General features: G+C 64.5%; 24 protein-coding genes. 13 read left to right on the forward strand and 11 right to left on the reverse strand.

From position 1 onward, the window contains the following. Positions 1-16: 16 nt before the first annotated feature. The 4 genes from LCM4576_RS33420 to LCM4576_RS33435 form a co-directional block, all read right to left on the reverse strand. On the reverse strand, positions 17-1000 hold the full coding sequence (locus tag LCM4576_RS33420) for a 2-hydroxyacid dehydrogenase (RefSeq protein ID WP_071036527.1): 984 nt from the start codon (positions 998-1000) through the stop codon (positions 17-19). After that, the gene (locus tag LCM4576_RS33425; protein ID WP_071036528.1) at positions 997-2019 is read right to left on the reverse strand and encodes a LacI family DNA-binding transcriptional regulator; all 1023 of its coding nucleotides are present in this window, start codon (positions 2017-2019) and stop codon (positions 997-999) included. Before LCM4576_RS33425 ends, LCM4576_RS33420 begins: the two co-directional genes overlap by 4 nt. Before the next feature lie 65 nt (positions 2020-2084). Next, positions 2085-2969: a DMT family transporter gene (locus LCM4576_RS33430; RefSeq protein ID WP_071036804.1), complete on the reverse strand. Its 885-nt coding sequence runs from the start codon at positions 2967-2969 to the stop codon at positions 2085-2087. Between the two features lie 303 nt (positions 2970-3272). After that, a complete protein-coding gene (locus LCM4576_RS33435) occupies positions 3273-3680 on the reverse strand; it encodes a DUF2000 family protein (RefSeq protein WP_071036806.1) in 408 nt (135 codons plus the stop codon). Between the two features lie 45 nt (positions 3681-3725). On the opposite strand from LCM4576_RS33435, the gene LCM4576_RS33440 reads away from it, so the two are divergent. Continuing rightward, positions 3726-4586, forward strand: coding sequence for an AraC family transcriptional regulator (locus LCM4576_RS33440; RefSeq protein WP_071036529.1), 861 nt, complete (start codon positions 3726-3728; stop codon positions 4584-4586). Positions 4587-4822: 236 nt separating this feature from the next. Here LCM4576_RS33440 and LCM4576_RS33445 read toward each other — a convergent pair whose 3' ends face one another. Further along, positions 4823-5296 (reverse strand): MarR family winged helix-turn-helix transcriptional regulator, encoded by a 474-nt coding sequence (locus tag LCM4576_RS33445; protein WP_071036813.1) that lies wholly within the window; start codon positions 5294-5296, stop codon positions 4823-4825. Positions 5297-5682: 386 nt separating this feature from the next. On the opposite strand from LCM4576_RS33445, the gene LCM4576_RS33450 reads away from it, so the two are divergent. The 8 genes from LCM4576_RS33450 (at position 5683) to LCM4576_RS33485 (ending at position 14368) form a co-directional block, all read left to right on the forward strand. Further along, positions 5683-6738, forward strand: a complete 1056-nt coding sequence (locus LCM4576_RS33450; protein WP_071036530.1) for a GTP-binding protein — start codon at positions 5683-5685, stop codon at positions 6736-6738. A gap of 81 nt (positions 6739-6819) precedes the next feature. Continuing rightward, positions 6820-7098 carry a DUF1778 domain-containing protein gene (locus LCM4576_RS33455; RefSeq protein ID WP_071036531.1) on the forward strand — a complete coding sequence of 93 codons (279 nt, stop codon included), beginning with the start codon at positions 6820-6822 and terminating at the stop codon, positions 7096-7098. After that, positions 7095-7622 (forward strand): GNAT family N-acetyltransferase, encoded by a 528-nt coding sequence (locus LCM4576_RS33460; protein WP_071036532.1) that lies wholly within the window; start codon positions 7095-7097, stop codon positions 7620-7622. The genes LCM4576_RS33455 and LCM4576_RS33460 overlap by 4 nt, the downstream gene beginning before the upstream one ends. Before the next feature lie 110 nt (positions 7623-7732). Beyond that, positions 7733-8707: a WD40 repeat domain-containing protein gene (locus tag LCM4576_RS33465; RefSeq protein ID WP_071036533.1), complete on the forward strand. Its 975-nt coding sequence runs from the start codon at positions 7733-7735 to the stop codon at positions 8705-8707. 73 nt (positions 8708-8780) lie between these two features. Continuing rightward, the gene (locus LCM4576_RS33470; RefSeq protein WP_071036534.1) at positions 8781-10157 is read left to right on the forward strand and encodes an aspartate aminotransferase family protein; all 1377 of its coding nucleotides are present in this window, start codon (positions 8781-8783) and stop codon (positions 10155-10157) included. Between the two features lie 11 nt (positions 10158-10168). Next, entirely contained in the window at positions 10169-11575 is a 1407-nt protein-coding gene (locus tag LCM4576_RS33475; RefSeq protein WP_071036535.1) for a glutamine synthetase family protein, read from the forward strand. An 88-nt stretch (positions 11576-11663) separates the two neighbouring features. Next, positions 11664-12899, forward strand: a complete 1236-nt coding sequence (locus LCM4576_RS33480; RefSeq protein ID WP_071036536.1) for a putative DNA modification/repair radical SAM protein — start codon at positions 11664-11666, stop codon at positions 12897-12899. Between the two features lie 2 nt (positions 12900-12901). Next, the gene (locus tag LCM4576_RS33485) at positions 12902-14368 is read left to right on the forward strand and encodes a UdgX family uracil-DNA binding protein (RefSeq protein WP_071036537.1); all 1467 of its coding nucleotides are present in this window, start codon (positions 12902-12904) and stop codon (positions 14366-14368) included. A gap of 244 nt (positions 14369-14612) precedes the next feature. On the opposite strand, the gene LCM4576_RS33490 is transcribed toward LCM4576_RS33485, so the two are convergent. The 4 genes from LCM4576_RS33490 to LCM4576_RS33505 all read right to left on the reverse strand — a co-directional run bounded on the left by LCM4576_RS33490 (position 14613) and on the right by LCM4576_RS33505 (position 19132). Then, positions 14613-15872: a glycerate kinase gene (locus tag LCM4576_RS33490; protein WP_071036538.1), complete on the reverse strand. Its 1260-nt coding sequence runs from the start codon at positions 15870-15872 to the stop codon at positions 14613-14615. Then, positions 15869-16372, reverse strand: coding sequence for a heme-degrading domain-containing protein (locus LCM4576_RS33495; protein ID WP_071036539.1), 504 nt, complete (start codon positions 16370-16372; stop codon positions 15869-15871). Before LCM4576_RS33495 ends, LCM4576_RS33490 begins: the two co-directional genes overlap by 4 nt. Positions 16373-16589: 217 nt before the next feature. After that, a complete protein-coding gene (gene guaD / locus LCM4576_RS33500; protein ID WP_071036540.1) occupies positions 16590-17903 on the reverse strand; it encodes a guanine deaminase in 1314 nt (437 codons plus the stop codon). A 2-nt stretch (positions 17904-17905) separates the two neighbouring features. Continuing rightward, positions 17906-19132, reverse strand: coding sequence for a urate hydroxylase PuuD (locus tag LCM4576_RS33505; RefSeq protein WP_071036541.1), 1227 nt, complete (start codon positions 19130-19132; stop codon positions 17906-17908). Between the two features lie 139 nt (positions 19133-19271). Here LCM4576_RS33505 and LCM4576_RS33510 point away from each other — a divergent pair, with 139 nt between their 5' ends. The 3 genes from LCM4576_RS33510 (at position 19272) to LCM4576_RS33520 (ending at position 22836) form a co-directional block, all read left to right on the forward strand. Then, positions 19272-20192 carry a LysR family transcriptional regulator gene (locus LCM4576_RS33510; RefSeq protein ID WP_071036542.1) on the forward strand — a complete coding sequence of 307 codons (921 nt, stop codon included), beginning with the start codon at positions 19272-19274 and terminating at the stop codon, positions 20190-20192. A gap of 359 nt (positions 20193-20551) precedes the next feature. Beyond that, positions 20552-21589 carry an LLM class flavin-dependent oxidoreductase gene (locus LCM4576_RS33515; RefSeq protein WP_320411889.1) on the forward strand — a complete coding sequence of 346 codons (1038 nt, stop codon included), beginning with the start codon at positions 20552-20554 and terminating at the stop codon, positions 21587-21589. Further along, complete coding sequence (locus tag LCM4576_RS33520) at positions 21586-22836, forward strand: LLM class flavin-dependent oxidoreductase (RefSeq protein ID WP_071036544.1); 1251 nt, start codon at positions 21586-21588, stop codon at positions 22834-22836. The genes LCM4576_RS33515 and LCM4576_RS33520 overlap by 4 nt, the downstream gene beginning before the upstream one ends. Positions 22837-22841: 5 nt before the next feature. Here the strand turns inward: LCM4576_RS33520 and LCM4576_RS33525 are convergent, their stop codons facing one another. Next, on the reverse strand, positions 22842-23672 hold the full coding sequence (locus tag LCM4576_RS33525) for a PhzF family phenazine biosynthesis protein (RefSeq protein WP_041007284.1): 831 nt from the start codon (positions 23670-23672) through the stop codon (positions 22842-22844). 223 nt (positions 23673-23895) lie between these two features. Between LCM4576_RS33525 and dps the strand changes: the two genes are divergently transcribed. Then, the gene (gene dps, locus LCM4576_RS33530) at positions 23896-24384 is read left to right on the forward strand and encodes a DNA starvation/stationary phase protection protein Dps (protein ID WP_071036545.1); all 489 of its coding nucleotides are present in this window, start codon (positions 23896-23898) and stop codon (positions 24382-24384) included. Positions 24385-24628: 244 nt separating this feature from the next. Here the strand turns inward: dps and xdhC are convergent, their stop codons facing one another. Further along, on the reverse strand, positions 24629-25645 hold the full coding sequence (gene xdhC / locus LCM4576_RS33535) for a xanthine dehydrogenase accessory protein XdhC (protein ID WP_071036814.1): 1017 nt from the start codon (positions 25643-25645) through the stop codon (positions 24629-24631). Positions 25646-25664: the final 19 nt, after the last annotated feature.

Genomic DNA, 25664 nt, shown 5'->3' on the forward strand with positions numbered 1-25664 from the left:
CCTGCCTGAAGGCGCTCTAGCCGCGCGCCTTGATGTTGATGGTCTCCGGCACGGGCGTCAGCGGCCGGCGCTCGGCGAACCAGGAGACGAGATTGTCGACGCAGAGATCCGCCATGGCGCGGCGGGTGTGGACCGACGCCGAGCCGACATGCGGCAGAAGCGAGGTGTTGGGGGCGTCGAGCAGGGCCCGCGGCACGTTCGGCTCTTCGGCAAAGACGTCGAGCCCGGCGGCGGCGATGGCGCCGCTTTCGAGGGCGGCGGCGAGCGCCGCCTCGTCGACCGTCGAGCCGCGGCCGATATTGATGAAAACGCCGTTCGGACCCAGCGCCGACAAGATTTCGGCATTGATCGCCCTCTCCGTGGCAGCGCCGCCCGGAGCGACGCAGATCAGCGTGTCGACGGCTTCGGCAAGCCCTTTCAAAGTGGCATGATAGCCGTAAGCCAGGCCTTCGACCCTGCGGCGGTTGTGGTAGGCGATCGGCAGGCCGAAGGCTTCGATGCGGCGGGCGACGGCCCGGCCGATGCGGCCCATGCCGAAAATGCCGACGCTGCGGCCGCGCAAGGTAAGCCGGCTCAGGCGATAATTGCCCTTCTCCGCCCAGTCGCCGTCGCGCAGCCATTTCTCGGCGGCGTAGAGCTCGCGCACGGTGTTGATCAGCAGGCCAATGGCGGTGTCGGCGACCTCCTCGGTCAGGACGTCGGGCGTGTTGGTGACCATGACGCCGCGCTTGGCCGCGTGATTGGCGTCGACGGAATCGTAGCCGACGCCGAAACTGGCGATGATCTCGAGATTGGGCAGCGCGTCGATCATCGCCGCGCTGATGCCTGCGTAGGACGCGATGCCGCGCACCGTCGCGCGCATCTCGTCCGTCACCAGCGCCGGATCGGCGCGTTCGATCCGCACAGGCCTGAACGCCTTGTCGATGCGGCTGACGGCATGATCGTTGAAATCGGCGGRCACCAGGATGGCGACCGGCAATCCTCCTTCGGGCTTGGTCATGCACGCTCCACCGGCTTCCCGGTCGACTGCCGCAGATGCAGTTCCGGCTTGATCAGTTCCTGCGAGGGCCGCACCGCCTGCCCGTTCAACTTGTCGAGCAAGGCGCTCGCGGCGCGGCGGCCGACCTCGCGCTGACCGTTCCAGACCGTGGTCAGCGCCGGCGTCGCGATTGCCGCCTCCTCGAGATCGTCATAGCCGGTCACGGAGATATCGACGCCCGGCACGAGGCCGGCGCGCGCGATGCCGTTCATCAGCCCGATCGCGACCAGGTCGTTCCAGCAGCAGGCGGCGGTGGGCTTGTCCTTCAGCGCCAGAAACTGCCCCGCGGCCTCGAACCCCGCCTGCTTKGTGCGCGGCCCCGGAATGCGCCAGGACGGCTTCACCTCCAGGCCGGCCGCCTCCATCGCGTTGAGATAGCCCTGGTAGCGGTCGCGGCCGGTCGAGGTCTGGTCGGTGCCGCCGACCATGGCGATGCGCTTGTGGCCGAGCGAGATCAGATGATTGGTGGCCAATGCGGTGCCATAAGCATCGTCGCCGCGGAACACCGGCACGTCGGCGCCGGCCAYGGTGCGCGCGATCAGCACCGCCGGCAGGCCGTTTTCCTCGGCCATGATGATGTCCTCGGCCGGAGTGCCGATGGCCGGMGACATGATGACGCCGTCGGCGCCGAGCTGCAGCAGCGTGTCGATGAAGGTGCGCTGCTTTTCCAACTGGTCGTAATGGTTGGAGAGGATGAAGGTCTGGCGGCTGCGGTCGAGCTCGCTTTCGATCGAGCGCAGGATCTCGGCGAAGAACGGGTTCATGATGTCGTGAACGACGACGCCGACAATACCGGACCGCGAGGTGCGCAACGAGGCGGCGCGGCGGTTGTAGATATAGCCGATGGCGCGGGCATGTTCCTTGATGCGCTCGCGCGTGGCGCCGGCCACCAGCGGGCTGTCGCGCAGCGCCAGCGATACCGTTGCCGTGGAGACGCCGAGCGCATCCGCGATTGTCGAAAGCTTGATCTTCTGTGCCAGGCCCTTCGCTCCCCAGGGTCTTTAAACTGTTTAAATTCGGCCTTATGCCATCGATCGGGAGCAAATCAAAGTTTTTTCGCCAGCGCCTCGGCCTCAGTGTCGAGCGAAGCGGAGTTGCGGACGCGAAGCCGGTGCTCGCGGTGAATGATGTAGAGCCCGCTGGCAACGATGATGGCCGCACCGAGCAACGTCCAGCGGTCGGGGAACTGGTGGAAGATCACCCAGCCGGAGATGATCATCCACACCATTTGCGAATAGGGGAACGGCGCCAGTTGCGTCGTGGTCGCCAGACGATAGGCGCGGACCAGCAGATAGTGCCCGCCGGCGCCGAAGACGCCCAGCATCAGGACGACGAACCATTGGATGCCGCCGTGCGGCAGCGCGGGCGAGAAGGCGAGCATCGGGGCCAGCAGCACCGACGGCGCCAGCGCCGAGAACAATATCAGGCTCTCGGAGGTTTCCGTCGCCGACATGCGCCGCGTCATGATGACGTAGAAGCTGTTCGACAGCATCGAGCCCAGCGCGAAGAGATGGCCGATGCCGAACACGCCGACGCCCGGCCGGGTGATGATCAGAACACCGACAAAGCCGGTGAGGATCGCGAGCCATCGCCGCCAGCCGGCCCATTCGCCAAGCAGCGGGCCGGCAAGAGCGGTGATCACCATCGGGCCGAAGAAATAGATCGAGGTGGTTTCGGCGAGCTRCAGTGTCTTCAGCGCCAGGATGTTGAACATGGTGGAGCCGAAAAGCATGCAGCCGCGCAATATATGCGCCGGCAGGTTGTTGGCGCGAAAACGCCTCGGCTCGCGCCAGCCGCGCAGAAAGAGGCCGACCAGCAGGACATGGACGGCGAAGCGGGTCCAGGCGACGATCAGCGCCGAGACGCCGGCCAGCACCAGATATTTGCTGGAGGTGTCCAGAAAGGTGAAGCAGACATAGACGCAAAGCATCAGAAGCATCGCCGCGGGCGGCGTTGCGCTGTCGTCGGYGTTTTTGGGAATGCTCAAGGTCGGGCCGAAGGAAGATAGACATTACCCTTCTKCGGCAATCGCCGCTGGCCAGCAAGCCAAAAGCGACTGGCCCAACAAGCGCGCCGGACAGGCTTAGAGCGGATTGCCGTCGGCGATTGGTTCGAACGGTTCTCGCGGGTCGTCATCCACGGYCGGAGCAAGGAGCGAAGCGACGCGCGCAGACCCGAGGATGACGAGGTCGCGAGGTTGCAGCCAATCCCGAACGTTCAAGACGGTACAAAATCAACCATGCATGCGGGCGCCCTTGGTGATCTTGTCGACGAGTTTTTTGTCGCCGCGCAAGGCGATGCCGACAATCCTGGCGTCGTCCGGCGCGAATTCGGCGAAGACGGCGCGGTTGGCGACGTCGTGCCCGGTCGAAAACATCTCCTCGACATAGGCGGACGTCGTCACCCCGCGCTCCAAGGCCCGGCGATGGATCGTGCCCAGCGTCGCTGCATCGGCCGACAGGACGATGACCGGCTGGATCGACATCGGGTTATAAAGGTTGCCGGCGCGGTCGCGATAGGGCTCGCCGATGATTTCGGGAAACTGCGCGACGATGCCGCTGGTCAGGAACRCGGTGACGTTGAGCTTCTGCCACACCGGCAGATCCTCTCTCAGGACAATTGCAATTTTCGTATCGAACACCAAGATTGATACTCCGAGATGGCCCATGACGGGCGGAACAGGGCGATGGCGCAGGCTCTAGGCGCGGAAGCGACGGAAGGTCTTGAACGTTCGTGCGCGGATGCAGCCAACGGCGATCGCATCGTTTCGGCGCCGGGCGGRCTTGGCCTCGAACGCATCGAGGCGCGCTTCCAYGGCAACGCCTTCGAGCTGCACCGGCACGACACCTATGCGATCGGCGTTACACTCAACGGCGTGCAGCGCTTCCATTATCGCGGCGCGCTGCAGCACAGCCTGYCGGGCCAGGCGATCGTGCTGCACCCCGACGAATTGCACGATGGCGGCGCCGGCACGGAAGACGGGCTGCGCTACAGGATCCTCTACCTGGAGCCGTCCCTGCTGCTCGACTGCCTCGGCGGCGAGCCGCTGCCCTTCGTCCATGGCGCCGTTGTCGACGATCCGGCGCTACGGGACACGYTGTTCTCGGCGCTGGCGCCGCTGAACGAAGAGCTCTGCGACCTGTTCGTGGCGGATTTCGTCGCGCAACTGGCGCAGCATCTGAGACGCCACGCGGGAAAGCCGGCAAAGTCAGCGAGCAAGACCGCCTGGCGCGCAGCGGCGCTTGCGCGCGACTATCTGGAAGAGAATGCCGAGCGTGCAGTGCATTCCGATGAGCTGGAGGCCGTCACCGGCCTCGACCGCTACGCGCTGTCGCGCCATTTTCGCGCCACCTATTCGACCAGCCCGCATCGCTTCCTGTTGATGCGCCGGCTGCAAAGAGCGCGACGCATGATCGCCGAGGGCGAGTCGCTGGCGGAGATCGCCGCCGGCGCCGGCTTCAGCGACCAGAGCCATTTCAACCGGCATTTCAAGAAGGCGTTCGGCATGACGCCGGGGCGCTGGGCGACGCTTGTGCGCGACGCGTAGGCGCGATGCGCAGCATCGTCGCTAACCGCGAGACGCCCGATGATGGCGCTTAGGCGCGACGCGCAGCGTCGTCGCCCTTCCTCTAAGCCGCCGATGCATTGATCCACGGTTGCGCGACGATGCTTCGCATCGCGCGTCTGTCACCAACGCCTCGCGGTTGAGCGATGACGCTGCGCGTCACGCTTTCGGAACAATGTCGACGTGGGTGAGTGAAGCGACGATGCTTCGCATCGCGCTTACGCTTCATCCAGCTCCGCGTCGTCGTCCAACAGGACCAGATCTTCGTTCGACAGGTTCGCCTCGATGCGGGCGAGCAACTTGAACAGCGCCTTCTGGTCCTTCTTGTCGAGGCCCCTCAGCGCCTGCTTCTCGGTCTTCTTGACCGACTTCTCGATGGCGCGGATGGTTTCGCGGCCGGACTCGGTGAGGAATATATGGGCCTGGCGGGCATCGGCGTTGGAGGCGCGCTTTTCGAGGAAACCCTGCGCCTGCAGCCGGTTGATGGTCTTGGTGATGGTCGGCGGCCGCACGCCAAGCCGGCCGGCGAGATTGCCGGGAGTCTGGCCGTCCTCGCGGTCGAGCGCCAGCATGATCTGGTCCTGGCCGGCATAAAAACCATGCGCCAGAAGCCGCGCGGCGAGCGCCGTGCGCGCCAATCTCGCCGCCGAATGCAGCCGGCTCATGGTCGCTGTCTTGTCCGCCTTGGCCATGGTCGTTCCCTCTTCGGCCGAACCGGCGCGGCCAGCATAGAGGCCGCCCGACGGTTGGCAAATGACGATCTCTAAGAACCGGCTTGCGGAACGCTTTGCCGGCAAGCATTGCGGTGCCCGCGCAGGTGATGCCAGATGTTTATTTCAGTTAGATGACAAACGACTTTTGAACCGACGAGATTCACAACGGAGGCCGGCAATGACCTCTGGCCACTCTCGTGGCCCCTCCGTTCTGCCTGCCCCGGCCGCCGCCAATCCGTCCCTCGGCGCCCGCCGGTCAGGAGCTCCGCCTGGCCTATCGGTTTGGCGCGTGCAAAAGCGTGGCACCCATCCTATATGAGGCCGACAATCCCAGATTTTCGAGGCCAAGATCTTCGAGGCAAACCATGAGCGATGCACAGACGCAAATCCCCGTAACCGTTCTCACCGGCTATCTCGGCGCGGGCAAGACGACGCTGCTCAACCGCATCCTGTCGGAAAACCACGGCAAGCGTTACGCCGTCATCRTCAACGAGTTCGGCGAGATCGGTATCGATAACGACCTGATCGTGGAATCCGACGAGGAAATCTACGAGATGAACAATGGCTGCGTGTGCTGCACGGTGCGCGGCGACCTGATCCGCGTCGTCGAGGGCCTGATGCGCCGGCCCGGCCGCTTCGACGCTATCGTCGTYGAGACCACGGGCCTCGCCGATCCGGTGCCGGTGRCGCAGACCTTCTTCATGGACGATGACGTGCGCACCAAGACCAAGCTCGACGCTGTGGTGGCGCTGGTCGACGCCAAGCACCTGCCGCTGCGCCTCAAGGATTCCAAGGAAGCCGAGGACCAGATCGCCTTCGCCGACGTGGTGGTGCTGAACAAGACCGACCTCGTCACGCCGGAAGAGCTCGAAAAGGTCGAAGCGACCATCCGCGCCATCAATCCGGCGGCAAAGATCCATCGCACGCAGCGGTCCGGCGTGGCGCTCGACGAAGTGCTCGACCGCGGCGCCTTCGACCTGTCGCGGGCGCTGGAGAACGACCCGCATTTCCTCGAGGCGCACGACCACGATCACGACCATGAATGCGGCCCGGATTGCGATCACGACCACCATCATCACGACGGTCACGATCATCATCACCACCATGCGTCCGACATCCATGACGTGACGGTGAAGTCGGTGTCGCTGCGGGGCGGCGAGATGGATCCGAAGAAGTTCTTCCCCTGGATCGAAAAGGTCACCCAGATGGAAGGGCCGAACATCCTGCGGCTGAAGGGCATCATCGCGCTCAAGGGCGACGAGGACCGCTATGTATTGCAGGGCGTGCACATGATCCTCGAGGGCGACCACCAGCGTGCTTGGAAGGACGGCGAAAAGCATGAAAGCCGGCTGGTTTTCATCGGCCGCGATCTCGACGCCGAGCGGCTCAGAAAGAGTTTTGAGGCCTGCCAGGCGGCCTAAACGCCAAATTGTTTATCCCATAGGATTGATTGCGGCTTCATGTACACATACCATGTGTACATGAAGCCTGGGAGACACCCTATGTCGCGGCCCTCCGACCAGAAGACTGAGCGCTATCAAATTCGCATTGCGCCCGCGCAGAAGGCGATGATCGCGCGCGCGGCTGCACTCTCGCATCAGGACGTTGCCGACTTCATCCTCAACAAGGTCGTTCCCGAGGCGCAGGCTGTGATCGAAGYCGCGGAGGTCACAAAAGTATCCGACCGTAATTTCACACRCATACTCGACCTGCTGGAGAATCCGCCGAGACCCAATGCAAAACTGCGAGCGGCGATCGCGGCCTTACCGGAAACACTGTGACACTGCCGTCCTGGCACGAGCAGCCGATTGCGAAACAGCACGATCGGGCCTCGTTCGACTGCGGCGACGCACAGATGAATGACTTTTTGCGGCGGTTCGCGCGACAGAGCCACGAACAAAATGCCGCCAAGACCTTCTGTGCAATCGACGACGCGAATACCGAGCGGATTCTCGGCTTTTATACAATCGCGCCGTCTGCATTCGCTCACGAAACCGTGCCCGCGGCCATGACGAGGGGTTTGGCGCGGCACGAAGTTTCCGGTTTCAAGCTTGCCCGTCTCGCGACGGATCGCCGCGTTGCAGGGCAAGGGCTTGGCGGTCAGTTGCTTGCCGCCGCCGCGCTCCGCTGCTTGCGCCTCGCTGGCGAGGGCGGCGGYGTCCTGCTCATTATTGACGCCAAGAGTGAGCGGGCAGCAGGATGGTACACCAGCTACGGTGCCGAGCCTCTTCAAGGCCAACCTTTGACACTGGTGATGCCGCTTGCGACTTTTGCGACGGAGTTGCGGGCAAAGGGGCTGCTTTGATGCCTTCCCACCCTGTCTTTGAGGGACCGCTGCCGGTTCCTATGGTTGCCGATGCGGGAAACGTCGAGTAAGYCGCCAGATAAATCCAAATCTCGCTCACGCAGGAAGCCATGCCCACAGTCGCCCCGCTTGATCTCGAAGGCCATTGCGTCGCCGCCGTCTTCCTCAACGACGTGCCGCATTTCGCCTTGGCCGACGGCGCGATCCACCGGTTGGACAACGGGCAGAAAACGATACAGGCCAATGACGGCCTGCTTTCCGCCTTCCATGACGCGGCCAACGACCGGCTGATCACGGGTGGCGAGGACGGCAAGGTGTTTGCTGTCAAGGCCGGCGGCGAGGTGAGCGAACTCGCCAGCGTCGGCAAGAAATGGGTCACCAGCGTCACTGCCGGACCGCAGGGCGCGATCGCCTATGCCTCCGGCAAGACCGCGTTCGTGCGTTTCGCCGACGGCAGGATCAAGGAATTTGCCCATCCGCGTTCTGTGGAGGGGCTGGCCTTCTCGCCCAAGGGCATGCGTTTCGGCGTCGCCCGCTACAATGGCGCGACGCTGCATTTCCCGGCCGCCGAGGGCAAGCCGGTGGAGCTCGAATGGGCTGGCGCCCATACCGGGATCACCTTTTCGCCGGACGGCGCCTTCCTCGTCACCACCATGCAGGAGAATGCGCTGCATGGCTGGAAGCTCGCCGACGGCAAGCAYATGCGCATGTCGGGCTATCCCGGCAAGGTGAAAAGCCTGTCCTGGAGCGTGAAGGGTAAATGGCTGGCAAGCTCCGGCGCGCCGGCGGCGATCGTCTGGCCGTTCCAAGCCAAGGACGGRCCGATGGGCAAGGCGCCGCTGGAGCTCGGCACGCGCGGCAACACGATGGTGACCTGCGTCGCCTGCCATCCGAGCCAGGACGTCACGGCCATCGGATATGAGGACGGCATGGTGATCGCGGCGCGCTTCGCCGATGCCAAGGAAGTGCTGCTACGCCGCCCCGGCAAGGGCGCCATCACGTCGATGACGTGGGACAAGGAAGAGCGCCGCATCGTGTTCGGAAGCACCGCCGGCGATTGCGGCGTCATCGATATTACAGCATAGGCAGTAGGGATTGGGCAGTAGGGCTTAGGTGACGGCACCTACTGCCTACTGCCTACTGCCTCAGGGGGGGCTCATGCATTCAACCGACGGGACTTCTATCGGCGGCATCGACATCGCCCGCATCGCAGCGTTGCGCGAGGCAGAGGCGGCCGCCTTCCGCAAGGCGCGGCCGAAATCCGAGGCGAAGCTCGGCAACGGCATTGCCGGTTTCCTCGGCGGCGTGCCGATGCACTGGATGACCGACTGGCCAACGCCGTTCCCGATCCTGGTCGACGGCGCCAAGGGCGCCACCATCACCGACATAGACGGCAACAGGCTCGACGATTTCTGCCTGGGCGACACCGGCTCGATGCTCGGCCATTCGCCGCCTGCGGTCGCGCGCGCCATCCGCCGGCAGGCCGCGCGCGGCCTGACCTACATGCTGCCCAGCGAGGAYGCGCTGGCGATCGGCACCCTCCTGCAGCAGCGCTTCGGCCTGCCCTATTGGCAGATCGCCACCACCGCCACGGACGCCAACCGCTTCGCACTGCGCGTCGCCCGCGCGGTGACGGGACGCGAGAAGATCCTGGTCTTCAACGGCTGCTATCACGGCTCGGTCGACGAGACGATGGTGCGGCTGATCGACGGCAAGCCGGTGAACCGGCCTGGGCTCGCGGGCGAGTTCCGCGATCTCACGCGGGCTACCAAGATCGTCGAATTCAACGACATCCCAGCCTTGGAGGCAGCGCTTGCGGACCGCGACGTCGCCTGCGTCATCACCGAGCCGGTGCTGACCAATTCCTGCATGGTGCTGCCGGAACCCGGCTTCCACGACGCGCTGCGGCAGCTGACCCGCGCGGCCGGCACGCTGCTTCTGATCGACGAGACGCATACCATCTCCACCGGCTCCGGCGGCTTTACGAAGAAGCACGGGCTGGAGCCGGATTTCTTCGTGCTCGGCAAGCCGGTGGCCGGCGGCGTGCCGGCGAGCATCTGGGGCATGAGCGAGGAGGTCGCCACGCGCTACGGCGCCTACAACCGGACCAAGGAGCCCGGCTATTCCGGCATGGGCACAACATTGTCGGCCAATCCGCTGCAATTCGCGGCGATGCGCGCGACGCTGGAAGAGGTGATGACCGAGGAGGCCTACGCGCATATGGACCGGCTGGCGCGCCGGCTCGATGCGGGGCTCTCCGCCGTCATCCAGCGAAACAAGCTGCCCTGGCATGTCGCGCGGGTCGGCGCGCGCGTCGAATTCATCTGCGCGCCGGGACCGTTGCACAATGGTGGCGAGGCGGAGAAGGCGCATGCGCCGGAACTCGAAGCCGCCATCCATGTCGCGCTGGTCAATCGCGGCGTGCTGATCGCGCCGTTCCACAACATGATGCTGATATCGCCGGTCACAACGTCCGCACAAGTGAGGCGGCTGATCGCCGCCTTCGCCGCGGTTGCGGGCAAACTTGCGGCGTGAGACAAGCAGTTATGGACAATCCGAACGCCGTAACCACCTCGCCTTCCGGCTCGACACCGGCCGAGGCAAAAGYCTTTCTCGACGCCCATCCCGACATCGAGGCTTTCGACATCGTGCTCACCGACGCCAACGGTATCGGCCGCGGCAAGATCGTGCGCCGGCACGAGCTGATGGGCATTTTCGAGAGCGGCCGGCATCTGCCGATCTCGATCCTCGGCCTCGACATCACCGGCGAGGACGTGCACGAGACCGRCCTGGTGTGGGACACCGGCGACGGCGACCTCAGGGCATGGCCGATCCCGGGCACGCTGGCGCCGCTCTTCGGCACCAGCCCGCCACGTGGCCAGATGCTGATGTCGATGTACCATCTCGACGGCCAGCCCATGACCTCCGACCCGCGGCTGGTGCTGGCAAGGCAGGTGGAATTGCTCGCCGCGCGCGGCCTGCATCCGGCCGGTGCCTTCGAGCTGGAGTTCTTCCTGCTGTCCAACGAGCGCGACGCGGACGGCAAGGTGCAGCCTGCCCGCGCGGTGCTCGACGGCCGCCGCTCGGCCAAGACCGAGGTCTATTCGGTCGACCACCTGCACGGCATGGAGCCGCTGTTTTCCGACATCTACGCCGCAGCGAAGGCGCAAGGCATCCCGGCCGAAACGGTCATTTCCGAATACGCGCCCGGCCAGTACGAGCTGACGCTCAACTACCGCAAGGACGTGATGCGCGCGGCGGACGACCTCGTGATGCTGAAGCGGCTGGTGCGAGCGCAAGCGCGCCGGCACGGCGTCACCGCCTGCTTCATGGCCAAGCCCATCGAGGCCTATGCCGGCTCCGGCATGCATTTCCACGTCTCGCTGCAGGACGATTCCGGCCGCAACGTTTTCACCGAGGCAACCGGCGAGAAATGGTCGCCCAAGCTGCTCAACGCGCTGGGCGGCTTGATCCACACCATGGCGGAATCGATGCTGGTGTTTGCGCCGCACGCCAATTCATGGCGGCGCTTCGTCTCGCAATCCTACGCGCCGGTGGCGCCGACATGGGGCGTCAACAACCGGTCGGTGGCGTTGCGCGTGCCGGCGGGCGATACCAGGAACCGCCGCATCGAACACCGGCCCTCCGGCGTCGACGCCAACCCGTATCTGATCGCTGCAACAGTGCTGGCCGGCATCGTCAAAGGCCTGGATGAAGGTCTGGATCCCGGTCCCGAGACGACCGGCAACGGCTACGAGCAGGCGACGGAGAAATCGGCGATGCCTGCCGACTGGYGCGCCGCGATCGAAGCGGCCCGTGCCTCCGATTTTCTGAAGTCGGCGCTCGGCCCCGACCTGCACCGCACCTTCGTGGCGATCAAGCAGGCTGAATATCTACGGGTTGCCCGGACCGTCAGCGAATTGGACTATCACCTCTACCTGCACGAGGTCTAAGGCTGGCACGACAGGCGCGGCGATCACGTTTTGCCAGCGGCAATCAAAAGTTATAGCCAATTGCACCTTTGGAACATATCATGAACAAATGGCTGTGCTTTCCATCCGCGAGAAACTGGCGATCCTGTCGGACGCCGCCAAATACGACGCTTCTTGCGCGTCGTCCGGCTCGGCAAAACGAGACTCGCTGAGATCGGGCGGCATCGGCTCGACCGAGGGTTCCGGCATCTGCCATTCCTACGCGCCGGACGGGCGCTGCATCTCGCTGCTCAAAATCCTGCTCACCAATTTCTGCATCTATGACTGCAGCTATTGCATCAACCGCTCGTCCTCGAATGTGCGGCGCGCCCGCTTCAGCGTCGAGGAGGTGGTGAAGCTCACCATGGATTTCTACCGGCGCAACTACATCGAGGGCCTGTTCCTGTCGTCAGGCGTCATCCGCTCGCCCGACGAGACCATGGGCGAGATGGTCGAGGTAGCGCGCAGGCTGAGGATCGAGGAGAAGTTCGGCGGTTATATCCACCTGAAGACAATTCCTGAGGCGTCGGCCGAGCTGATCGAGAAGGCAGGGCTTTATGCCGACCGTTTGTCGATCAATGTCGAGCTGCCGACCGACGAGGGTGTGAAGAAGCTGGCGCCGGAGAAGAAGCCGGAAACGATCCGGCTTTCGATGGCCAAACTGCGCCGCAAGATCGAGGAGAAGGCCGAGCCCACTTTGCAGAGCCGCAGGCGCGAGCGCTTCGCGCCGGGCGGCCAGTCGACGCAGATGATCGTCGGCGCCGACAAGACGTCCGATGACGGCATCCTGCGTGCCAGCGCCCGGCTTTACGGCAGCTATCGCCTCAGACGCGTCTATTACTCCGCCTTCAGCCCGATCCCGGATTCGTCGTCGTCCCTGCCATTGCAGAAACCGCCGCTGATACGCGAGCACCGGCTCTATCAGGCCGACTGGCTGATGCGCTTCTACGGCTTCTCGCAACCGGAGATCCTCGCCGGCAGCAATGACGGCATGCTCGACCTTGYCATCGACCCCAAGCTTGCGTGGGCGCTGCGCAACCGGGGCCGCTTTCCGGTCGACGTCAACCGCGCCGAGCGAGAAGCGCTGCTGCGCGTTCCCGGCCTCGGCACCAAGGTCATCGACCGGATCATCGAGACACGCCGCCACCGCCGGCTGCGGCTCGAGGATGTCGGCCGGCTCTGTCATTCGGTCGCCAAGGTGCGGCCTTTCATCATCGCGGAAGGCTGGTCGCCGGGAGCGTTGACCGACAAGGCCGGTTTGCGCCAGGAGATCACCCGCTCCTGCGAGCAGCTTTCATTGTTCTGACCATGACAAGAACTCAGCTCAACCTCGCCGCTCATCTCGTCCGGCTCGAAAGCCAGACCGATTTCGCCGGCTGGCGGGATGCGGCGCGCCGGCTGGCGACGAACGATATTCCGCCGGAAGATGTTGCGTGGCAGGTCGAACCGGATCGCGAAAGTTGCGCCAGCGATTTGCCGCCTGCGCAAGCCGATGCGCGRCTGGTCGTGCCGCGCGACTTCATCGAGCGCGCCGAGACTGTGATCTGCCATTCCGATCCGGAGCGCTTCAGCTTTCTCTACCGGCTGCTCTGGCGGTTGCGTTCGGAGCCGAAGCTGCTTTCGATCGCCACCGATCCCGATATCCGGCGGCTGGAGGCGATGGAGAAGGCGGTACATCGCGACATCCACAAGATGCGCGCCTTCGTGCGCTTCCGAAAAATCGGCGAAGGCCCGGACGAGCGCTATGTCGCGTGGTTCGAGCCCGATCATTTCATCGTCGAGCGCAATGCCGATTTCTTCGTGCGCCGATTCACCGGCATGCGCTGGACGATCCTGACCCCGCATGCCTCAGCCGACTGGGACGGCGAGCGTCTGGCGATCGGCCCAGGTGCGGCCAAGCGCGACGCGCCGGCGGAAGACGATGCCGAGGCGCTGTGGCGGACCTATTTCGAAAACATCTTCAACCCGGCCCGCCTCAAGGTGAAGGCGATGCAGAGGGAGRTGCCGAAGAAATATTGGCGGAACCTTCCCGAGGCCTCGCTCATTCCAGATCTGATAGCAGGAGCGGACAGAGCCGCATCAGACATGATCGCCCGGATGCCAACCACCCCAGCACCGCACCATGCCAAGGTGAAGGCCAAGCACTGGCCGACGCCCGAGCCGTCCGATGTTGTGGCGCCAGAGGCCGACGATATTCCGGAGCTGCGCGAGGAGGCGAAAGGATGCCGCCGCTGTCCGTTGTGGCGCGATGCGACCCAGACTGTCTTCGGCGAGGGGCCGGAGAATGCCGATGTGATCTTCGTCGGCGAGCAGCCCGGCGACCAGGAGGACCTGGCCGGCAAGCCCTTTGTCGGGCCAGCGGGCAGAATATTCGACAGCATCCTGGACGATGCCGCGATCGACCGCCGCAAGGTCTATGTGACCAATGCGGTCAAACATTTCAAATTCGAGCCGCGTGGTAAAAGGCGTATCCACTCCAAGCCCAATGCCGGCGAGATTCAGGCCTGCCGCTGGTGGCTGGACAAGGAACTTGATCTCGTCAAGCCGAACCTCGTCGTGGCGCTCGGCGCGACGGCGGCGCAGTCGCTGCTCGGCAAGGCGGTGCCGATCACCAAGATGCGCGGCGACGTGGTCGAGCGCGAGGATGGGTTGCGGGTGTTCCTCACCATCCACCCGTCCTTCATTCTGCGCATCCGCGAGCAGGAGGATAAGGAAGCCGAGCGGGAGCGGTTTTTGCAGGATATGAGGAAAGTAAGGAAGTTGATGGCTGCTTGATCGATCGCATGACCCCGGAGATTAGCCGAAACGCCCGTCAGGTCGTCATCCACGGGCGGAGCAAGGAGCGAAGCGACGCAGCGCAGACCCGAGGATCCATGCCGTGACTTCAACGCGCCGCCACGGTCCAGAATTCTGCTCCGCTGCACTCCACGGCCGAGGCAATTGCATGGATTCCAGGGTCTGCGCGCGTCGCTACGCTCCTTGCATTGCCTTGGAATGACGACCTCTGTGGGGCTCCGCGCTATCGAACGAGTATTGCCCTCAGATCATTGACGTTCGTCCCCGTCGGTCCCGGCACAAACAAATCCCTGACCGCATTGAACGCCGTCCAGGCGTTGTTGCCGGCAAGCATCGCCTTGGCATCGACGCCTACCGCCCGCATGCGCGACACAGTCGAGCCGTCGGCGAAGGCGCCGGCATTGTTCTCCGAGCCGTCTATGYCGTCCGTATCGGCGGCCAGGGCATGGATGCCGTTCACGCCCTCGATGCCGATAGCAAAGGCGAGCAGGAACTCGGAATTGCGGCCGCCCTTGCCCTTGGCGCGGAGTGTAACGGTGGTCTCGCCGCCGGAAAGGATCAGGACGGGCTTGGCGAAGGGGCGATTGCGCGTCGCAACCTCGCGCGCGATCGCGGCATGCACGCCACCGACCTCACGCGCCTCGCCTTCGATCGCATCCGACAGGATGACGGCCTCGATGCCCCGCCGCCTGGCTTCGGCGGCTGCCGCTTCCAGCGACACGCCGGCAGAGGCTGTCAGGTGCACTTCATTGCCGGCAAAGCACGGATCGTCTGGGCGCGGAGCATCGGCGGCCGGCGAATTGATATGCGCCATGACCGAGGCCGGCAGTTTCATGCCATAAGCGGCAATCGAGGCCAGCGCGTCCTCGCGGCTGCCGGTGTCGGGAACGGTCGGACCCGAGGCAACCAGCGCCGGATTGTCGCCGGGGATGTCGGAGACGACCAGCGACACCACCCGCGCCGGATGCGCCGCGGCGGCCAGGCGTCCGCCCTTGATGGTCGAGACATGCTTGCGGATGGTGTTCATCGCCGCGATTGGCGCGCCGGAGGCAAGCAGCGCCTCGTTGACGGCGATCTCATCGGCAAGCGTCAGCCCGGGCGCGGGCGACGGCAGCAGGGCCGAGCCGCCGCCGGAAATCAGCGCCACGACCAGATCGTCGGCGGTCAGGCCCCGCACCTTCTCCAGCAGCCGGCGCGATCCCTCGAGGCCGGCGGCGTCCGGCACCGGGTGCGCCGCCTCGATGATCTCGATGCGCTCGCAGCTGGCGCCATAGCCGTAGCGGGTGACGACAAGGCCATCGATCGGACCGTCCCAGACCTTCTCGAAGGCCGCCGCCATCTGCGCCGAGCCTTTGCCCGCGCCGATGACGATGGTGCGGCCCTTCGGCTTTGCCGGCAAATGATTGCGGATCGTCTTTTCCGGGTCGGCGGCGGCGACGGCGGCGTTGAAGATCGAGGTGAGGAAGGTTTTTGGATCGGTCATTTGTCTTCCGGCGGCAACCTGAGCTTGCTCGCATCGACGCCCAGATGCGCGCAAAGCGCATCGACGACGACGCCATGATCCTCGCGCTCCGGCAGGCCCGAAACGGCGATGACCCCGATCACGCCTGCGCCCTTGACGGTGACCGGAAAGCCGCCGCCGGCCAGCACATAGTCGGCAATGTCCAGGCCTTCACCGATTTTGAACGTGCGGTCCGGGCGCTGCTGTTCCAGCACCAGGCGATAGGTGCTTCTGAGATATCGCTTCACGACATTGATCTTGCGCCGCGCCCAGTCCGGATTGGAAGCGTTGGAGCCGGGCATCGCGGCATAGAAGAGCGGCCGGTCGAAGGTCCTGATGTCGACGATAATAGGCAGGTCTTCTTTCAGAGCCCTGTCCCTGATGGCGGAGCCGATCTTGAAGGCAACGGCCTCGTCGAAGGCCGGGAAGACCAGCGTGGCTTCCTGTTTCTTGATCAGAGCGATGTCGTCGGCGGTGGCCATGGCGTTTTCTCCGAAATTCCACCGTCGTTTGTACGACAAGCTCTGTCTGGTCAAGCATTCGTCGCGGACGCCCCCTCATCCGGCGCTTCGCGGCCACCTTCTCCCCAAGGGGAGAAGAGACTGRCGCCAACGTCCGCGACCTCCTCTCCCCTCGGGGAGAGGTCGGATTGCCCCGAATTGCCCTTCGCAATTCGGTTGGCAATCCGGGTGAGGGGGTTCACGCCACAATGGCGCTCTTCGCCGGCCGACCCGCCACATAGACCTCGCGCACCACACGGTCGTCGCCCAGCGTCTGCAAGAGGAACAGCTCCTCGGCCAGCGTCTCGACCGTTTCCATCCTGAGCCGCATGCCAGGCGTCGCATGGRCATCGAGCACGACGATATCGGCATCGGTGCCTTCCTCCAGCGTGCCGACCTTGTCTGCCACCGACAGTGCCTCGGCATTGCCGCGCGTCAATTGCCAGAAGGACTGGAACGGGTTGAGCTTCTCGCCGTTCAGCGCGATCACCTTGTAACCCTCGTCCATGGTGCGCAGCATCGAATAATTGGTGCCGCCGCCGACATCCGTGGCCGCGGCGATCCTGAGCGGCTTCTCGCGCCGGCGGTAGCGCTGATAGTCGAACAGGCCGGAGCCGAGGAAAAGGTTTGAGGTCGGGCAGAACACCGCCACCGAGCCCGATTGCGACAGCGCATCGGCCTCGCGCTCCGACAGATGGATGCAGTGGCCGAACAGGCTTTTCCTGCCCAGCAGGCCGTAATGTTCATAGACGTCTGTATAGTCGCGCGACCAGGGATAGAGCTCCTGGGTGAAGGCAATCTCGGCATGGTTCTCGGACAGATGCGTCTGCATGTGGAGATCGGGATATTCGCGGCAGAGCGCGCCGGCCGTCTCCATCTGCTCCGGCGTCGACGTGATGGCGAAGCGCGGCGTGATGRCATAAAGCTGGCGGCCCTTGCCGTGCCATTCGGCGATCAGCGCCTTGCTATCGTCATAGCCGGTCTGCGGCGTGTCGAGCACGCCGTCCGGCGCGTTGCGGTCCATCATCACCTTGCCGGCGATATTGAGCATGTTGCGCTCATGCGACTCGGCGAAGAAGGCCTCGGCGGAAGATTTGTGCACCGAGCAATAGGCGACGACCGTCGTCGTGCCCTGGCGCAGCATTTCGTCGAGGAAGAGCCTGGCGATGCGGCGGCCATGTTGCGCGTTCTGGAATTTCGACTCTTCCGGAAACGTGTATTTGTTCAGCCAGTCGAGCAGCTCGGCGCCGTAGGAGGCGATGATCTGCATCTGCGGTACATGCACGTGGGCGTCGAGGAAGCCCGGCAGGATGAGGTGCGGGCGATGGTCGACCGTCTCGATGCCCGCGCCCGCTTTCTTCGCGACCTCGGCATAGGAACCGGCGGCGACGATCCTGCCATTGTCGATCAGCAGGGCGCCATCCTCCTCGAAACGCCAGGCGGAATGGTCGTCGATCGTTTCGGGCCAGCGCAGGAAGGAGAGCGTGCGGCCGCGCAGAATTTTCGCTGTCATGCTTACTTTCCGGCGCCTTCGAACCAGGCGACCAGAAGGGCCCGTTCCTGGTCGGTGATCTGGGTGACGTTGGCCGGAGGCATGGCGTGCGCCCGGCCGGCCTGGATGTAAATCTCGCGCGCATGCTCGGCGATGCGCTCGTCGGTGTCGAGCAGCACGCCCTTCGGCGCATGGTAGATGCCTTCATAGACCGGCTCTTGCGTGTGGCACATGGAGCAGCGGCCAAGCACGGTGTCGCGCACCGCCGGGAAATGCGCCGAGGCCATATAGACCTGCGCGGCCGAGGAGGCGACGGAGGTCTTCGGCTCGCCGGTCAGCACCTTCGGCACGGTCGACAGCCAGATGATGATCATGAACAGCACAGCCGCACCCAGCCAGGTCCAGGTCGGGCTGCCTTTCCTGGCATGCACGGTGTTGAAATAGTGCCGGATCAAGACGCCGATGATGAAGACCAGCGAGGCGATGACCCAGTTGAACTGCGTGCCGAAGGCCAGCGGATAGTGGTTCGACAGCATCAGGAACAGGACGGRCAAGGTCAGGTAGTTGTTGTGCAGCGAGYGCTGCTTGGCGATCTTGCCGTATTTCGGGTCGGGCTTGCGGCCGGCGATGAGGTCGGCGACGACGATCTTCTGGTTGGGGATGATGACCATGAAGACGTTGGCCGACATGATCGTGGCGGTGATGGCGCCRAGGTGCAGGAAGGCGGCGCGGCCGGTGAAGAGATGCGTCAGCCCCCAGGCGATGAAGACCAGCACGCAGTAGAGCACCAGCATCAGCCCGGTGTCGCTCTTGCCCAATGGYGAGCGGCAGAGCAGGTCGTAGACGATCCAGCCGACGCCGATGGTGGCCAGCGACAGGAGGATGCCGACCGGCACCGAAATGTTGAGCACATTGGGGTCGATCAGGAAGAGATCGGCGCCGGCATAATAGACCACGCAGAGCATGGCGAAGCCGGACAGCCAGGTGGCGTAGGATTCCCATTTGAACCAGGTGAGGTGCTCCGGCATCTCGGCGGGCGCCACAAGGTATTTCTGAATGTGGTAGAAGCCGCCGCCATGCACCTGCCACTCCTCGCCGAAGGCGCCGGCGGGCAGGCCGGGGCGCTGGCGCAGGCCGAGATCGAGCGCGACGAAATAGAAGGACGAGCCGATCCAGGCGATGCCGGTGATGACATGCAGCCAGCGGACCGCAAAACTCAGCCAGTCCCAGAAAATCGCGAAATCCATCATTGCATTCGTCCCTGCCGATGAGAGCGACTTTACGGTCTGGCGCGCAAACGAAAAGAGGCGAGGTGCGCGATGACTTTCAAAAAAAAATGGAAAATACTAGGCTTGCCCTTCGCAGCCGTTTGAGAGCCACGACACCCGCATGGCCTATCTCGACAACATCGCCGTCTTCGTCCGCGTYGTCGAGCTCGGCAATCTGTCGGCGGCGGGGCGCGACATGCGCATTTCGCCTGCGGTCGCCTCCAACMGCATCAAGGAACTGGAAAAGCACCTCGGCGTCCGGCTGTTCAACCGTACAACCCGTCAATTGATGCCGACCGAGCACGGCACGGTGTTCTACACCGGTGCCAAGCAGGTGCTGGATGCGATCACCGAGGCGGAAGCCGCGGTCGCGGCCCTTTCCGGCCAGCCGCGCGGCACCATCAGGGTTACGGCGCCTCTCGGCCTCGGCCGCCGGCTGATCGCGTCCGGTATCCCTGATTTCCACGACAAATACCCCGATATCGAGGTGCGGCTGAGGCTCTCCGACCACAATGTCGATATCATGAAGGAGGGCATCGACGTCGCCTTCCGCCTCGGCATCATCGAGGATTCCAGCCTCAGGATGCGCGGCATCATGGAGTGCGAGCGCGTGCTGGTGGCGGCGCCGAAATATCTGGAAGCGCGCGGCGAACCGGTTGAGCCGCAGGAGTTGGTCGGCAAGAAGCACGACTGCCTGATGCTGCGCTATGCCGGCGCGCGCGAATATGTCTGGACGCTACAGACGCCGGGCGGCCCGCAGAAGTTCGAGGTGCACGGCCCCTACGACACCGATGATGGCGACGTTCTGACCGGCTGGGCGCTGTCGGGGCGCGGCATCATCAACAAGCCACGTTTCGAGGTCGAGCCATTCATCCGAGACCAGCGGCTGAAAGTGATTCTGYCGCAGACGCCGCCAACCGCGGTGCAGTTCGCCRCCGTCTATCCGCACAAGAAGCTGCAGGACCCGAAGGTGCGGCTGCTGCTCGATTTCATGGCCGAGCGCTGCCAGCGGCTGATCAAGGATATCCTGGCCGGGAAGTAGGGGCGGCAGCGCTCCGTCGCTGTTTGGCCGAAGCCTCCGCGATATCGTCATCCACGTGCGGAGCGACGCGAAGCGGCGCGCAGACCCGAGGATCCATTCCGTGACCTTAATCGTATGGCGCAGCGGCGCAGAATTCTGCATCGTAGGGCGGCGCTTCGAAGTCAGGGGATGGATTCCATGGTCTGCGCCGCGTCGCTTCGCTCCTTGCTCCGCCATAGAATGACGACCGCGAGGGGCGTTCGCGCTAATCGTCGAAGTATGTCGCCGCCAAGACGACATTCGGGCCAAGATCTCTGCCTCGAGGCAGAAGAAGGCTGGCCGGCAAGTGACAGGCTGGTGGCCCACTCGATCCCGTTGCCATGCGCGAAGAGGGGCCTAGGTTGGTGACCAGACGTCTGCCCGCTTTCAGGGCAGCCGAAGGGCCCCACATGCATTTCGCCGTTTCGCTCAACATCGCAGCCACAGGACAAGAAGCCCTGGATTTCGGCCAGATCAGCACTTTCGTCCAGCAGGCGGAGGCGGCCGGTGTCGACATGGTCATCATTTCCGACTCGCTGACGAGCGGCGAGCCATCGACCAGCCCGTTCGAAGCGACGACCCTTCTTGCCGCACTGGCCACCGTAACAGAGAAGATAGGCCTCGTGGCGAGTGCTTCGACGCTTGCACACCAGCCCTACAACCTGGCGCGACGTTTTGCATCCCTCGATATCATCAGCCATGGCCGCGTCGGCTGGAACGCGACACTGCGGCAGAGCTCGCTCGAGGCGGCCAATTTCAGCCGACCGGCAGGCATTCCGAACGATGACTTCCGACGACGCGCCGAGGAATTCATCGGCATCGTGCAAGGGCTGTGGCGAGGCTGGGACGCGGACGCCTTGCTGTTCGACAAGGCGGGCGGACGGTTCCACGATCCCGCCAAGATGCATGTCCTCGACCATAAGGGCGAGTTCTTCGCGGTGCGCGGGCCGCTCAATGTCGCGCGCTCGCYGCAGGACATGCCGGTRCTGGCCATGTCCGGCCTCGCCGGGGCCGACTTCGATTTCGCCGCCGGCGTCGCCGATGTCATAGCGATTGAGGAGCCATCGCCGGAAGGCGCTAGAGCGACCTGCGACGATCTCAAGAAACGGGTGCTGACCGCCGGACGAACGGCTGACGCCCTGAAAGTGCTGACGACAGTTTTCGCGCCCGATCTCACCGCTGCAAGGCTGGAGGCGTGGTTGGACGCAGAAAGCTGTGATGGCCTCATCTTCGCTTTCCCGGCTGATCTTTCCGCGATCAACGGTTTCACCGATCGCATCGTGCCAGAATTGCGCCGTCGAAACTCTGACCGCTCTGCTTACTATGCCGACACGACGCTGCGTGCCCACCTCGGGCTCGGCGATGGAGGCGCAAAATGAGCGCGCGTCAGATGAAGCTCGGCCTGTTCCTGTGGGCGACCGGCCACCACATAGCGGCCTGGCGGCATCCGGACGCACATGTGAGGGCCGGCATCGACATCGATCATTACATCGCGCTTGCCCGTACGGYGGAAGCGGCGAAGTTCGACATGGTGTTCTGCGAGGACGCGGCCGGCCTGCGCGAGGCGAATGTCAACATTGCCAGCCAGACCTCGCGCTCGATCGGCTTCGAGCCGATCAGCCTGCTGTCGGCGCTGGCCGCGCAGACCGAGCGCATCGGCTTGGTTTCCACGGCATCGACCAGCTACAACGAGCCCTATGGGCTGGCGCGCATGTTCGCCTCGCTCGACAATCTGAGTGGCGGGCGGGCCGGCTGGAACCTCGTCACCTCGGCAAGCCYGGTCGAAGCGGCGAATTTCGGCGCAACGGGTCTGCGGCCGCACGCGGACCGTTATGCGCGGGCGCGCGAGTTCGCCACGGTGATCACCGGCTTGTGGAACCGGCGCCCGGCCGGCCATGACGGCGAAAGCTTCTCGGTGCGCGATCCGCTCGATATCCCGCCCTCGCCGCAAGGCGCGCCGGTGATGGTGCAGGCCGGGGCATCGGACGATGGCAAGGATCTTGCGGCGCGCACCGCCGATGTCGTGTTCTCGGCGGCACAGACCTTCGAGGAAGCCAAGGCCTTCTATGACGACCTCAAGGCGCGGCTCGCCGCCTATGGCCGCCAGCCAGACGATGTGAAGATCATGCCCGGCGTCGCGCCGATCGTGGCCGCAACGAAAGCCGAGGCGCAGGCGAAATACGATGCGCTGCAGGAGTTGATCCCCGACGATGTCGGCGTGGCCCTGCTCTCCAGCTATCTCAGCATCTCCGACCTCGGCCGCTATCCGATCGACGGACCGCTGCCCGAACTRCCGGAAAGCGAAGGCATGAAGAGCCGGCAGGCGCTGGTGATCGAGCAGGCGCGCCGCGACGGGCTCTCGATCCGCGACCTCGCGCGGTACTTTGCCGGCGCACGCGGCCATTGGCGCATCGTCGGCACGGCCGGAGAGATCGCCGACGAATTGCAGGCGCGCTTCGAAGGCGGCGCGGCGGACGGCTTCAACGTGATGCCGTCCTGGTTCCCGGGCGAGCTCGACGCCTTCGCGACGCTGGTGGTGCCGGAATTGCAGCGGCGCGGCCTGTTCCGCAAGGACTATGAGGGCCGCACGCTGCGCGAGCATCTCGGCCTGAAGCGGCCGGCTTAAGGGCTTTAATCCATCAGCCGCGCCGTCCCCGACACCCTGATCGAGCTGCCAGGCGCCGACGAAATGTCGGCATGGAGGCGTGAGCGCATGCCCATGTCTTCGCCCTGAACGATGTCGATCGCACCGCCATGCGGCCAGCCGAGATCGCGCAGATAGCCGGCAAAGGCCGCGGTGGCTGCGCCTGTCGCCGGGTCCTCATAAACCCCGCCGGAGGCGAATGGATTGCGCGTATGGAAGAGGCGCGGCGTCTCGGCATAGCCGAGCAAAATCGTGACCAGGCCTTCGCGGCGCATGAAGGACTGGCCTTTCTTGAGATCATAGGCCATGGCGGCCAGCGCTTCGCGTGACTTTAGCGCCAGCACGAGATGATCGGCGCCGCCATGGATCAACGCCGGCGGAATGGCGGGATCGAGGTCGCCCGGCTGATAGCCGAACAGGGAGAGCGCCTCGCCGACCAGTTCCGACGAGGCCGGCCGGCTGCGCGTCGGCGGCGACTGCAAGGCGGCGGCAAAGTTCGCGCCGTCGCGAAATCCTTCCACGGTTATGTTGGCCTGGTTGAGCGTCAGCTCGAAAATGCCGTCGCCGAATTTCCTGACCAGCGCCGCGCCGAGCGCGATGGTGGCATGGCCGCAGAACGGCACTTCCGACTCCGGCGAAAAATAGCGCACGCGCCAGCTAACGCCTTCAGGCGCGGCGAAGGCGGTTTCCGAGAAGCCTACTTCGGCCGCGACGCGCTGCATGGCGGCCGCATCCGGCAAGGCCTCGCCGATCACCACGCCGGCCGGATTGCCGCCGGTGTTCCCGTCCGAAAAGGCTGCGATCTTCAGTACATCCATGGTCCTGGCCCCGTTATCCGTGAGGCGCAACAAACACGTTCCGGGCCGCTTTGGGAAATGAAGAAAGCGCCGAGCAGCGGTGAGCGCCAGTCACATCTGCGATCGGAGTCGTGTGCTTCATTCCATTGCGGAACGAAATCCGGCCCATCGCCGTTCTGACGGTTGGCGGCCACCCGGGCCGCCTTTCAGCTCTCAGCAATCAGCAGCGCGACAGGAGCCGGCCATGGACGCCATCGTCACCAAGAACGACCTCAAATCCGATGCCAAGAAGGAATCGATCGATCTGCTCAACGCCAGGCTTGCCGACGCCATCGACCTGGCGCTGATCACCAAGCAGGCGCACTGGAACGTCAAAGGCCCGCAATTCATCGCCATCCATGAAATGCTCGACGAATTCCGCGAGGAGATCGACGGCCATATCGACATCATCGCCGAGCGTGCCGTGCAGCTCGGCGGCACCGCGCACGGCACCTCGCAGGACGTGTCGAAGGCGACGAAGCTGAAACCCTATCCGACCGACATCCACAAGACCAAGGATCATCTGGCGGCGCTGATCGACCGCTATGCCACGGCCGCCAAGCTCGCCCGTGAAGCGATCGACGAAGCGGACGACGCCGGCGATGCCGACACCGCCGACATCTTCACCGCCTATTCGCGCTCGCTGGACAAATTGCTGTGGTTCCTCGAAGCGCACACGYAGGAGAAGGAATAGTCAGGCGGTTGCCCGTTCTCACATGGACGGGGCAATCGCATATGGCGCTCCCCTCTCCGTCTCGGCTTCGCCGAGACACCTCTCCCCCGCTTTGCGGGGGCGAGGAACCCAGGCTTGCAAAGGCGGCGACTTTGGCGGTTGGCGTTTCCTCGCCCCCATAAAATGGGGGAGAGGTGTCCGCGCAGCGGACGGAGAGGGGGCAGCGCTGCCATATGCGATTGCCCTGCCCACGTGGCCGGCTGGATCAGCCGGCCATCGCCTTGTCAGCGCTGGCTGAGCTTGGCGCCTCCACGGCATGCGACACCAGCGCCGTCATGATCTCGGCGGCGGCGAGCGCTGCGATCACCGGCGGGCGCTTGTCCTTCACAGCATTGCCGCCGATTGGCGAGACGAGCCGATCGAACTGCGCTTCGCTGCCCTCGGCCGACTTCAGGAACCAGCTCTTGAAGGTGGCCTTCTTGGTCTTGGAGCCGATCATGCCGACATAGGCGGTGTCGTCGCGCTTCAGCGCCTCGGCGACGATCAGGAAATCGAGAGCATGATCGTGGGTGAGGATGGCGAAGGCCGATCCCGCCGGCGCCTCGCGCACCACGGCTTCGGGCATCGGCGTCAGCCGCGTCTCGACCGTTTCCGGCATGCCTTCCAGCGCTTCGGATCGGGTCTCGACCACGACGACGTGGATCGGCAGCAGCGCCAGCGACGCAGCCAGCGCCTGACCGACATGGCCGCCGCCGAAGAGATAGACATGGGGCAGATGCGCTTCTTCCGATTCAGCGTCGGCGATCAGCTTTTCCTCGATTGTCGCGTCGACAAGGCGGATCGACACCTCGACGCGGCCGCCGCAGCATTGGCCGATCTCCGGCCCGAGYGGGACATCAAGCGTGGCGCAGACCTCATCGACCTCGATGCGGGTTTCTTTACCCTCCCCCATGTGGGGAGGGTCGGAGAGCAGGCGGCGCGAAGCGGCGTTTGCTCTTCGGGGTGGGGACACGGCGACGCCGCGCCCCCCTCCCCGGCCGACTTCGTCGTCCGACCCTCCCCACAAGGGGGAGGGTGAGGAGCCCAGCATCTGCCGCGCCTTGTCGATCGCCATATATTCGAGCTGGCCGCCACCGATGGTGCCGAAAATGGCCGATGCCGAGACAAGCATGAAGGCGCCGGCCTCGCGCGGTGTCGAGCCTTTCGTGGCCGCCACCTCGACGAGGGCAACCCGGCCAGCCTGGCCGAGAAACGCCTTCAGGCTTTGCACTTTCGAGTTCATCGTCTGCATTTCCACATTG

It is taken from the genome of Mesorhizobium sp. LCM 4576, from assembly GCF_001854815.1.
Taxonomy (GTDB): Bacteria; Pseudomonadota; Alphaproteobacteria; order Rhizobiales; family Rhizobiaceae; genus Mesorhizobium; species Mesorhizobium plurifarium.

Bases quoted from the DNA above. Each gene is read 5' to 3' on its own strand.
- LCM4576_RS33445 (WP_071036813.1), bottom strand. From the start codon at position 5,296: ATGGCCAAGGCGGACAAGACAGCGACCATGAGCCGGCTGCATTCGGCG.
- LCM4576_RS33495 (WP_071036539.1), bottom strand. From the start codon at position 16,372: ATGGCCACCGCCGACGACATCGCTCTGATCAAGAAACAGGAAGCCACG.
- LCM4576_RS33525 (WP_041007284.1), bottom strand. From the start codon at position 23,672: ATGGATGTACTGAAGATCGCAGCCTTTTCGGACGGGAACACCGGCGGC.